We start from the raw sequence: 10,824 nt of genomic DNA, 5'->3' as shown, positions 1-10,824 counted from the left end.
GGGCCGTGCCGCTCTCTGCGGGCCGTGCCGCTCTCTAAGGGCGGTGGCGCTCTCTAAGGGCGGTGGCGCTCTCTAAGGGCGGTGGCGCCAGATCCACCAGAGGCCGATGAACGGCAGCACCAGCGGGACGTAGCCGTAGCCGCTGCCGAAGTGTGACCAGACGGTGTCGTCGGGGAAGGCCACGGCGTCGGCGATGCTCAGCGTGCCCACGATCAGCACGCCGAGCAGCTCGATCGTGCAGCTGACCAGGGCGATCATGCGGCCGCGGGCGCCGCCGACCGCCAGGCCCACGGTCGCGGAGATGTAGACCAGGCCGGCGAAGGCGGACAGCAGGTAGGCCAGCGGGGCCTCGCTGAAGTGCGTGGAGATCTGGACGAGCGCGCGGGCGCTGGCCGAGAGCGCGAAGATGCCGTACACCAGCAGCAGCACGCGGCCGAGGCCGGTGCCGAGGGCGGCATCCTCGGGGCGGGTGGACGTTTCAGGCACCGGTCACCGACGCAATCTGCTGCAGGCGCAGCACGAGAACAGGCAACACCAGGCAGGCGACGCCGAGGATGAGACTGCCCCACCGGGTCGGCTCCAGCCTGGCCAGGTAGAACGCGACCGGCCCGAAGCCGAGCGTCGTCACCAGGTAGCCCAGGAAGGTGGGCGTGTCGCTCGGGCGCGAGCCGTCGAACAGGCCCACCACGGCGACCGCGACCAGCACCGCCACCAGCGCGCTGAGCACCAGCGTGGCCCAGAGGTCGAGGTTGCTCGGCGCCCGGTCGAGCGCCGCCCGCAACAGGAACCACGCCGCCAGCACTAGGGCGGCGATGATCGTCGCCACCGAGAGGGGACCGTTCACCGGCACAGCGTACTGATCCGGCCGGGCCTGGTAGCTTGCGGCTGGGCCACGAGAGAGGCAGGCAACTTCCTATGCGCTTCGGACTTTTCGGTACGGGACCCTGGGCGCATCTGGCGCACGCACCCGCACTCGCCGCGCACTCCGATGTCGACTTCGTGGGGGTCTGGGGGCGCAATCCCGACAAGGCCGCCGCGCTAGCCGGTGAGCACGGCGCCAAGCCGTACGCCGAAGTGGACGACCTGATCGCCGACGTCGACGCCGTGGCGATCGCGCTGCCGCCGGACGTGCAGGCGCCGATCGCGCTGCGCGCCGCCCAGGCGGGCAAGCACCTGGTGCTCGACAAGCCGGTCGCGTTCACCGTCGCCGAGGCGTCGTCGATCGCCTCGACCGTCGCCGAGAGGAACCTCGCCTCGCTGGTCTTCTTCACCCGGCGGCTGATGCCGGAGATCGAGAAGTTCGTCGCGGACGCGGCGGCGACCGGCGGCTGGGTGGAGGGGCGGGTCGTCCACCTCGGCCGCATCTTCACGCCGGACAACCCCTTCGGGGCGTCGCCGTGGCGTCAGGAGAGCGGCGGCCTCTGGGACGTCGGGCCGCACGCGCTGGCCCTGGTGCTGCCGATCCTCGGCCCGGTGACCGAGGTGGCCGCGATGGCCGGCGCGCCGGACATGACCCACCTGCTGCTGCGGCACGAGCGCGGGGCGATCAGCACGCTGACCCTGTCGCTCGATGCGCCGGCCGCCGCCGAGCGCGAGGACGCCACCTTCTCCGGCGAGGCCGGCGTACGGACGGTGCCCTCGGCGCCGTGGTCACCGGTCGACGCCCTGCGCCACGGCCTCGACCAGCTGATCGCCGCGGCGGCCGGCGGTCCCGCGGTCGAGCTGGATGTCCGCTTCGGCGCTCAGGTGACCGCCGTCCTGGCAGCTGCTCAGGAGGCGGTCACCACGGGCCGTACGGTCGCCGTCGGCTAGATTTTCAGGGAACCGTCCGCTCGATCGCGGCGGCGCCGTCGCGGTCGAGCTCCTCGCGGGCCTTCTCGACGTTCTCGGGCGTCGGGTCCTTGCCCTCGGCGACGGCCAGGTCCTCGGGATCCCACGGCTGGTCGGCGCCGGTGCGCCAGTGGGGCTCCTGGCCCGGCTCGAGGAAGTCCGGGTTGTCGCGGTCGGCTCCGCCGCCGGTGATGAACGCGTCGACCGCGACGTCGTCCTCGACGGCGTCCGCGACCTCCTGCGACTCCTCCAGCGGCGGGCGAATCTCGTCGGTCATGATGTCCTCCCCATGGTTAGCTGATGCGGTTACTACCCCGTTCGCGCCGCCCTCGACCATGGGCCGAAACGGACGATCAAGCAGACGCCGGTCAAACTGAGCGCTAACTGGACAGGACCTGCGCGTTACGGATGGACGCTTAGTAGTGGGCCGAATACATTTTCGCCTTGGCGCCCGTTAACGGACGGCCGGCGGGGGCATGCGCCGGTCGGCCCGAGACCCAGCGGGCCCGGTGAGGGGGAGCGCGACGTGACCAGCCTGTCCGATGCCGAGCGGGACGCGTGTGACGTGATGCAGGCCCTGGCCGGCCTGGCGGCGCTGCTGCGCCGTTCGGCGGCCGACATACCCGGCCTCGACGCGGACGATCCGGCGGCCGAGGACGCCCGCCACCTGCTGGTCAGCCTCGCCGAGGACGGCAGCCAGGCGGCCTCCCGAGTGGTGGCCTACCTGCGCGAACTACGCGGCCCCGGCGACGGCGACCTGACACCCACCCCACCCCGCCTCGGCCCGTGGCGCGAGTGGGTGCCGCCGCGCGGCCACTTGTTCGGCTTCACCCCGACGACCGGGCGCGCCCCTAACGAGGTGCCCCAGCCCCGCCGCAGCGACCCCGGCGAGTGATCCTCCTTACGGCCCTGCGTCGCCGCCTGCCCTGATGTCGGGTTAGTTGCCTTTTGCGGCCTTCGTGCGGGCTGGTTCGGCGCTCTGTCGCCTCGCGGCCTGCGTCCTTGTGCCGGTCGCGTTCTCGTGCCCTTCGTGCTCGCCGCACCCCTCGCGTGCCCGTGCCGCTCCGTGCCCCTTGGTTGTGCGGGCTGTGCCTCTTGTCCTTGTGCGGGCTGTGCCTCTTGGTCCTCGTGCGGGCCGTGCCCCTCGGCCCTTGTGCGGGCTGTGCCTCTTGGTCCTCGTGCCGGCCGTGCCCCTCGGCCCTCGTGTCCGCCTTGCCATTGTCCTTGCGCTGGCGTGCCGTTCGCGTGCTCGTGGCCGCCAGGCGCCCTTGTCCTGTTGGCGCCCCGCCCCCTCGGGTTCCTTCAGCCCTGCACTCCTGCGTCTTGCACTCCTGCGCGGGCGCCCGGACGCCGCCCGCCGCACCAGAGGTCGCGCACCCGGACGTCGCGCGCCCGCATGGCGCGCCCCGACGTCGCGTAGCAGGAGGTTGCGCACCAGAGGTCGCGCACCCGGACGTCGCACGCCTGGATGCCGGATGCCTGGAAGCCGCGCACCTGAATGCCGGATGCCCGGATGCCGCACGCCTGGAAGCCGCGCACCCGGATGCCCAGATGCCGCACGCCCGCGCGCCGGAAGCCGGGCGGCTCCGGAGGCCGCGTCCTCGCACGGCCGCGTCCCTGAAATCCTGCGCCTATGCTCCTACGCCCTGCGTTCACTCGTGCGCCCCGCGCGCCTTTGTCTGGGCGTCATACGCGCGCTGCGCTCCCGAGCCCGTGACCCGGGCGCTCTTTCCCCGCCCCCTTTATCCGCGCCCTGGCGTTTCGCCCTGGCCTGTCGCCCTCGCCCCTTGCGTCCGCGGCAACTGCCTCACGGTGCAAAAGGATAAAAAGTGTGAACTGGGCGCGGGATCACGAGACGAGACGCATCAGCGTGGAGGAGGTGCCCGACGCGTCGAAAGTGGTGGGCCGCGAGATGGGGTGCGTCAAAGTGGGAGGTGCCGCGCGTCGAAGGTGGTGGAGCGCGAGATGGGGCGCACTGAGGTAATGGGCCCGAGATGGGGCGTGCCGAGGTGGTGAGGCGCGAGACGGGCCGCATCAGGGCGGCCGGTCGCAAGACGGGCGCACCAAGCTGGCGGGGCGCGTGGATGCGAAGGGTTGGGGCGCGACGACGTACCGCCGTGGTTCTAGGACCTCAGGGTCTCCGACGGGGACTCGCCGAAGCGGGTGCGGTAAGCGGAAGCGAAACGCCCCAGATGGGCGAATCCCCACCGGTGGGCGACGGCGGCCACTGTCACCCGTAAGGGGTCGGCGTCGCGCAGCGCCTCGCGTGCTCGGGTGAGGCGTACCTGTTGGAGGTAGGTCATCGGGGCGGCCCCGACGTGGCGGCGGAAGCCGTCCTGGAGGGAGCGGACGCTCATGCCGGCGATGCGGGCCAGGTCCGTCACCGTGAACGGGCGCTCGGGCTCGCCCTGGATGGCCTCCACGACCCGCCGGATCGCGCGTGGGGGGCCGGGCGTGGCGGGGGCGGTCAGCTCCGAGTGGTATTTGTGCGGGACGCTGAGCAGGAGGCCGCTCAGCACGGCGCTGCGCAGCTGCTCGGCGATCATCGGTTGGTAGAACAGGCTTTGGGCGTATTCGAGCTCGTCGCGCAGCAGGCGCACCAACCGGCTCCAGCTGTGTCCCGGCCCGCTGGACACGTCGATCTCGGGTGGCAGGTCGATCGGCCCGTCGACCGGGCGGCCCAGCAGGGCGGACAGCTCCTCTTCCAGGGCCTTTCGCTCGATCTTGACGGCCAGCTCGGCCGAGTTCGCCTCGCGGGAGGTGTAGACCGGGCTTCCTGGACCGAAAACCACACCTGTGGACGGCGTCGCGACGATCTCGTGGCCGGCGTGCCGGGCGTGCAGCCGGCCGCTGGTCGGCATGCTCACGTGGTAGGCGTCGAGCTCGGCGACCAGCAGCGTCACCGCCGTGGAGAAGCTGAGCTGGCCGACGGTCAGGGGTCCGAGTTGGATCAGTTCCATCCCCAGCGCGAAGGGTCCCGCGCCGTCGGACATGCCGACTGCCACGGGGTAGTAGAACCGATTCAGCACCGAACGTGCTTGATCGATGTCCACGCTGCTGAGATGGACGACGTCCGGCGCCTCGGAGCACGCGTGGTCGGACCTCGGTAGAACCTCAGCCATGCCGAGACGCGCTCCATTGCATACCGTGAGTATTCGGCCCCGATACGTGGAACGTCAACGTTCCAGCCGGGCGCTGACCGTTCCAGCACATTCAGGCCATATGAACTACTCTGGCGTTCCGCGCCTACGTGGCGTAACTTGCAGACCAGCGGATTGTTGTAGGAGCGCGGTGGGAGCGCGGCGTCCGGGCGAGGCGCCCGACGCCACCAGGCCACGATTTTTCTCATCGTGTCACCGGAAGTGCGTCCTCCGTGCGGTAGGTCGGCGTCGGCCCGCTCGACGCCAGGAAGAGGGCAGCCGTGTATCTGCCGATCACCACCCGCCAGCTGGCCGACGGCACCGTCGAGATCGCGCCCAGCGGGGAGATCGACCTTGACAACGCCCACGTGATGCGTGACGCCGTCAACGACGTGCTGACCAGCGCCACGCCGGGCAAGATCTGCCTGGATCTCCAGCGGGTCATGTTGATCGACAGCATCGGCATCGGCATTCTCGTCGCCTGCTTCCACACGGCCGCCGCCAGCGGCGTCAAGCTCGTGGTCAGCCACCCGAGCCCCACGGTCTACCGCCAGCTCTGGGTCTCCGGGCTGGTCGGCCTGCTGGGCTGCGCGGAGCCGCCCTCACCGCGTACGTCGGTGGGTCTGCGCCCGTCCTGATCCTCGCCCGGCTCGGCGAGGGCGGGCCCGGTTGTCCGCCGGGCCCACCCGCGTGCCGTCAGTGCAGCGCGATGCCGGTGGCGGCCGCCTCCTCCTGAGCGCGGCGCTCGTCGCCGCTCAGGGTCGACAGCGGCTTCTCCTTGATAAGGACCACCGCGATCACGGCGAGGAACGCGATCGGCGCGGCCACCAGGAAGAGGTCGGACGTCGCCGTGCCGTAGATGTCCCTGACGACGGCCAGGACCTGCGGCGGCAGCGTGCTGACGTCGGGCACCTCGGCCGAGCCGCCGCTCGACGGCGCCGCGCCGCTCTTCTCGGCGGTCAGCGAGGTCACCCGGTTGGCCAGCACGGCGCCGAGCGCGCTCACGCCGATCGCGCCGCCCATGCTGCGGAAGAACGTCAGCGCGGAGGTGGCCGCGCCCAGCTCGGCCGCCGGGACGTCGTTCTGCGCGGCCAGCACCAGGTTCTGCATGAGCATGCCGACGCCGATGCCGAGCACCGCCATATGCACCGAGAGCATGAGCACGCTCGTCTTCGCGTCGATCGTGCTGAGCAGCAGCATGCCGACGGTCATCACGATCGCGCCGGCGACCAGGTACATCTTCCACTTGCCGAATTTCGTGATGAGCGCGCCGGCGACCGTCGAGGAGATCAGCAGACCGAAAATCATCGGCAGGCTCATGAGGCCGGCGACCGTCGGAGACTTACCGAGCGCGACCTGGAAGTACTGCGACAGGAAGACCGTGCCGCCGAACATCGCCACACCGACGAGCACGCTCGCGACGATCGCCAGGGTGACCGTGCGGTTGCGGAAGATGCGCAGCGGTACGACGGGCTCGGGCGCCTTCGACTCGGTCCGCACCGCCAGGGCGAGCAGCACGACACCGCCGGCCACGAAGATCGCGGTCTCCCACGACGCCCACGCGAAGTGCTGACCGGCCAGCGTCGACCAGATCAGCAGGGTGCTCACGCCGGCCGTGATCAGCAGGGCGCCCAGCCAGTCGATCTTCACCTGCCGGCGGGCGGTCGGCAGGTGCAGCGTCTTCTGGAGCAGGATGATCGCGGCGATCGAGAACGGCACGCCGATGAAGAAGCACCAACGCCAGCCGAGCCAGGAGGTGTCCACCATGACGCCGCCGATCAGCGGGCCCGCGATGGTCGCGACGCCGAAGACCGCGCCGAAGATGCCGGAGTAGCGCCCCAGCTCGCGCGGCGGGATGATCGACGCCATCACGATCGTGGCGAGCGCGGTCATGCCGCCCGCGCCGATGCCCTGCACCGCGCGGCTGACGATCAGCACGCCGACGTCGGGGGTGAAGCCGGCGATCAGCGAGCCGGCGACGAAGAGCAGCAGCGAGAGCTGGACGAGCAGTTTCTTGCTGTAGAGGTCGGCGAGCTTGCCCCAGAGCGGGACGGTGGCGGTCATCGCCAGCAGCTCGGTGGTGACGATCCAGGTGTAGATCGACTGGCTGCCGCCGAGATCGGAGATGATCCGGGGCAGCGCGTTGGAGACCACGGTCGAGGCGAGGATCGCCACGAACATGCCGAGCATCAGGCCGGAGAGGGCCTGGACGACCTCGCCGCGCGACATCCGCCCGTTCGCCGCGTCGTCCGCGACTTGCGCCTGAAGGCCCGAATCCGGCTTCTCGGACGGGCTGGTGACTGTCATCAGTCGCCTTTCTTTCTCTGAGTGTTGAGGCCTTCCGCCAGGACGCCGAAGGCCTCGCGGACCAGTTGGGGGAGGTCGTCGTGCCCCTCGGAATCGGCCCAGCGCATCATCGCGGCGCGCACGGCGGTGCCGGTCAGCGTCGCGGCGAGCAGCGCGAAGTAGTCGTCGGCCGGCAGGCCGAGGCGGGTCGCGATCGCGCCGGCGGACTCCCGCTCGGCGATGCCCCCGCGGGCGACGAGGAGGGGCAGCAGCGAGGGATTGTTCTTGATCACCCGCATGCGGAGCAGCCAGATCTCGCGGTCGGCCTGGAACTGCTGGATCTCGGGGGCGAGCGCCTCGAGCATCGCCGGGATCAGCGGCACCTCCGCGGGCACGGCGAGGAGCCGGTCGCAGACGCTGGGGCCGTCGGCGATCTGCTCGCCGATGATCGCGTCGTCCTTGGTGGCGAAGTAGTTGAAGAAGGTCCGCGGCGACACGTCGGCCGCCTCGCTGATCTCCTCGACGGTCACGTGGTCGAGCCCACGCTCGTCCGCCAGCCGTAGTGCGGCGCTCATCAGCGCGGCCTTGGTCTGCTGCTTCTTCCGATCCCGGCGAGTGAGCACACGCGCAGGCTAAGCACTAAGTTGCAGTCACTGCAAACTTTTAGTCTGTGCAGTGATGCGGGTCTCGCCGATGGCCTGGTCACGGAAAGTATGTCGGCGATGCGTTTGCGTATAGATCTGCTCCGTACCTTCCCTTCGACGCACGTCGATGACGGAGGGGCGGGGCATGAGAGGACGACGGGGGCCGCTCGCCGCGGTTCTGGCTCTCGGGCTGGTGCTGGGCACCGGATCGTGGGTCTACGTGGCGACGCGGGACGACGGGGACGCCGTACGGGCGAGTGCTTCGGAGGAGCCGGGGCTGCTTGACCGCCTCGGCGACGCGGCTCGGGGCCTGGTGGGCAGCGACGGCGGCGGCCGGGCCGAGACCGTGCCTGTGCCGGCCGGGCTGGAGGTCAGTCAGCCGGCGGAGCCGGGCCGCAAGTGGCCGGCGCAGAAGCGGGTGCGGGAGGTCGCCGCCAAGCGGACCGCGAACGGCAAGGTCTACCAGCTCTCGGACGGCCGGCTCCAGGCCGAGATGTCAGCGGTGCCGGTCAACTACCGCGACGCCAAGGGCACGTTCCAGCCGATCGACACGTCGGTGAAGCCGACCGGCCGGGCCGGCTATGTGCAGGGCAACGCGACCAACACGTTCACCAGCCTGTTCGGCGACGAGACCGATGAGCTGGTGCGGTTCGAGAAGGACGGCCGGTCGATCGAGCTGGGCCTGCCGGGTGCCGCGCGGAAGGTGGCGCCGAAGGTGTCCGGCTCGACGGTGACCTACCCCGTGGACGGCGTGGAGCTGGTCTACGAGGTGAGCTCGACGGAGCTCAAGGAGAAGATCGTCCTGCGGAAGGCGGGCGCTTCCTCGTACACGTTCTCGCTCGACGCCGACGGCCTGACGCCGCGGGCTGAGGCGGACGGCTCCATCTCGTTCCTGAGCGCGTCGGGCGCGGTGGTGCTGCGCATGCCGGCGCCCTACATGTACGACGCCAAGGGCGCCCGGAGCACGAAGGTCACCCAGACGGTCACCGGCTCGGCGATCACCGTGTCCGCCGACCCGGCGTGGCTGAACGACAAGGCCCGCGCGTACCCGATCGTGATCGACCCGACGATCCAGGTGCAGCCGGTGCCCACCGACGCGCAGGACACCCAGATCTCCTCGGCGGCGCCGGGCACGAACTACGGCACCGGATACCAGCTGAAGGCAGGCACCGACGCCGCCGGCATCTGGCGGTCGATGGTCCGGTTCGACCTGCTGAACACGATCCCCGCGGGCACCGCGATCGACGACGCGCAACTGCAGCTGTACTACGACCAGACGCTGCCTCCCTCGGGCAACGACGTGGCGCTGGAGGCACGGCGGATCACCTCGTCGTGGTCGGAGTCGACGGCCACGTGGACGAGCGCGAACGGGGCGATCGCGGCGCTGCCGGCCGGCAACATGGTCACCGTCGACGACGGCGACGCCGGCACCTCGGCGGTCGGCACCTGGACCAGCTCGGCGAACACGGCCCTGATCGCGAAGGCGATCGGCAACGACTATCGCGTCAACAACGACGCGGCGACCGGTCAGACGTACACGTGGGTGCCGACGATCACCGAGGCCGGTGACTACCTGGTCGAGGTGCACTACGTCGGCGAGTCCGACCGGGCCGCCAACGCGCCGTACACCGTCCACTACAACGGCGGCTCGAAGACCTACACCGTCGACCAGACCACCCCGGTGGCGGCCGGCGGCTGGAAGGCGCTGGGCACGCACCCGTTCGCGGCCGGCACCACCGGCAAGGTCGTGCTCGGTGACGTGGCGAGCAAGGCGGTCATCGCCGACGCCGTCCGCTTCACCAAGAAGGCCTCGCTCAAGCAGGGCTCGAAGTCGAGCTTCTGGACGTCGTTCCCGATCCGCGACGTGGTGCAGGAGTGGGTGAACGGCACCCAGCCGAACTACGGCGTCATGGTCAAGGCCACCGACGAGGGGCTCAACCGGGGCGGCGCGATCTACGAGGCGTCCGAGTACGCGTACAACAACGAGCGGCGTGACGCCAACCTGCCGAAGCTGCTCATCACGTACGGCAAACCGGGTGTGACGGTGAACCCGCCGACCACCATCACGGCGACCGGCGCGCTGCTGGACTGGCCCGCGTACACCGGCACCGACATCGCCGAATATCAGGTCCACCGCAGCCCGTTCCAGCTGTACACCCCGTCCGCCGCCACCCTGGTCGCCCCGGTGGCCAAGGGCGCGACGAGCTTCCAGGACACGACGGCGGCGCCGACCGCCGCGGCCGAGACCGACATCATGAAGCGGAAGTTCTTCTACTACATGGTCGCGGTCAAGACCACCGACGGGAAGATCCTCCCCGGTCCGACGGTGCCGGCCATGCTGCCCAAGGCGGGCCAGATCACCAAGATCTTCCGTACCGGCGTGACCGACACGACGATCTCGGGCACCCTGCAGACGACCAACGTGAACAGCTACGCCGGTGACCCTTACGTGTCGCCCGGCAACAACTCGACGCTGTACGGCGACACGCGCGGCCTGGTCCGGTTCCCGATCTCCGGTATCCCGGCCGACGCCCAGGTCACCGACGCCCAGCTGCGCATGTGGAACGTCGCGCTCTATCCCGGCACCGACACCGACGAGTACGTCGACGTCTACAAGCTCACCAAGGGCTTCGACCAGACCAAGGCCACCTGGAAGACGACCGACGGCACCACCACGTGGGGCACCGACGGCGGCGCGTACGACACGAGCTGGTCGGCTGCGAACAACGGCTTCACCAACGACCCCGAGTGGGCCACCTGGAACGTCACCCCGGCCGCGAAGTCCTGGGTCGCCACCCCGGGCGGCAACTACGGCCTGCTGCTCAAGCAGCGCGACGAGGTCAACCAGACGGCGCGGGCGATGCTGCTGTCGTCCGAGGCGTCGGAGCCGATGCTGCGCCCGGCCCTCGAGGTCACCTACCTCG

The 10,824-nt window shown here is 70.3% G+C and carries 10 protein-coding genes; 4 read left to right on the top strand and 6 right to left on the bottom strand.

The genetic code is table 11. The annotated features are described in order from the left end of the window. Positions 1 to 72: 72 nt before the first annotated feature. Together Ade02nite_RS42680 and Ade02nite_RS42675 are read right to left on the bottom strand one after the other, a co-directional pair. Positions 73 to 486 (bottom strand): hypothetical protein, encoded by a 414-nt coding sequence (locus Ade02nite_RS42680; protein ID WP_203776573.1) that lies wholly within the window; start codon positions 484 to 486, stop codon positions 73 to 75. Further along, entirely contained in the window at positions 479 to 844 is a 366-nt protein-coding gene (locus tag Ade02nite_RS42675; RefSeq protein ID WP_203776571.1) for a hypothetical protein, read from the bottom strand. The genes Ade02nite_RS42680 and Ade02nite_RS42675 overlap by 8 nt, the downstream gene beginning before the upstream one ends. A 71-nt stretch (positions 845 to 915) precedes the next feature. Here Ade02nite_RS42675 and Ade02nite_RS42670 point away from each other — a divergent pair, with 71 nt between their 5' ends. Continuing rightward, positions 916 to 1,812, top strand: coding sequence for a Gfo/Idh/MocA family protein (locus tag Ade02nite_RS42670; protein ID WP_203776569.1), 897 nt, complete (start codon positions 916 to 918; stop codon positions 1,810 to 1,812). A gap of 4 nt (positions 1,813 to 1,816) precedes the next feature. Here Ade02nite_RS42670 and Ade02nite_RS42665 read toward each other — a convergent pair whose 3' ends face one another. Further along, a complete protein-coding gene (locus Ade02nite_RS42665) occupies positions 1,817 to 2,107 on the bottom strand; it encodes a hypothetical protein (protein WP_203776567.1) in 291 nt (96 codons plus the stop codon). Positions 2,108 to 2,356: 249 nt separating this feature from the next. On the opposite strand from Ade02nite_RS42665, the gene Ade02nite_RS42660 reads away from it, so the two are divergent. Continuing rightward, complete coding sequence (locus tag Ade02nite_RS42660; protein ID WP_239169455.1) at positions 2,357 to 2,725, top strand: hypothetical protein; 369 nt, start codon at positions 2,357 to 2,359, stop codon at positions 2,723 to 2,725. Positions 2,726 to 3,953: 1,228 nt separating this feature from the next. Here Ade02nite_RS42660 and Ade02nite_RS42655 read toward each other — a convergent pair. Further along, positions 3,954 to 4,859, bottom strand: a complete 906-nt coding sequence (locus tag Ade02nite_RS42655) for an AraC family transcriptional regulator (RefSeq protein ID WP_239169454.1) — start codon at positions 4,857 to 4,859, stop codon at positions 3,954 to 3,956. 392 nt (positions 4,860 to 5,251) lie between these two features. Between Ade02nite_RS42655 and Ade02nite_RS42650 the strand changes: the two genes are divergently transcribed. Next, positions 5,252 to 5,608: an STAS domain-containing protein gene (locus Ade02nite_RS42650; RefSeq protein ID WP_203776563.1), complete on the top strand. Its 357-nt coding sequence runs from the start codon at positions 5,252 to 5,254 to the stop codon at positions 5,606 to 5,608. Between the two features lie 58 nt (positions 5,609 to 5,666). Here Ade02nite_RS42650 and Ade02nite_RS42645 read toward each other — a convergent pair whose 3' ends face one another. Both Ade02nite_RS42645 and Ade02nite_RS42640 read right to left on the bottom strand, forming a co-directional pair. After that, a complete protein-coding gene (locus Ade02nite_RS42645) occupies positions 5,667 to 7,277 on the bottom strand; it encodes an MDR family MFS transporter (protein WP_498370407.1) in 1,611 nt (536 codons plus the stop codon). Continuing rightward, complete coding sequence (locus Ade02nite_RS42640) at positions 7,277 to 7,879, bottom strand: TetR/AcrR family transcriptional regulator (protein ID WP_239169453.1); 603 nt, start codon at positions 7,877 to 7,879, stop codon at positions 7,277 to 7,279. Before Ade02nite_RS42640 ends, Ade02nite_RS42645 begins: the two co-directional genes overlap by 1 nt. A 166-nt stretch (positions 7,880 to 8,045) precedes the next feature. Here Ade02nite_RS42640 and Ade02nite_RS42635 point away from each other — a divergent pair. Beyond that, positions 8,046 to 10,824, top strand: a 2,779-nt coding sequence (locus tag Ade02nite_RS42635) for a DNRLRE domain-containing protein (protein ID WP_203776560.1), incomplete at its 3' end; no start/stop codon positions are given.

Source organism: Paractinoplanes deccanensis, assembly GCF_016862115.1.
GTDB lineage: Bacteria > Actinomycetota > Actinomycetes > Mycobacteriales > Micromonosporaceae > Actinoplanes > Actinoplanes deccanensis.
This window is presented reverse-complemented; position numbering and strand designations above follow the sequence as displayed.

Bases quoted from the DNA above. Each gene is read 5' to 3' on its own strand.
- Ade02nite_RS42670 (WP_203776569.1), top strand. From the start codon at position 916: ATGCGCTTCGGACTTTTCGGTACGGGACCCTGGGCGCATCTGGCGCAC.
- Ade02nite_RS42645 (WP_498370407.1), bottom strand. From the start codon at position 7,277: ATGACAGTCACCAGCCCGTCCGAGAAGCCGGATTCGGGCCTTCAGGCG.
- Ade02nite_RS42665 (WP_203776567.1), bottom strand. From the start codon at position 2,107: ATGACCGACGAGATTCGCCCGCCGCTGGAGGAGTCGCAGGAGGTCGCG.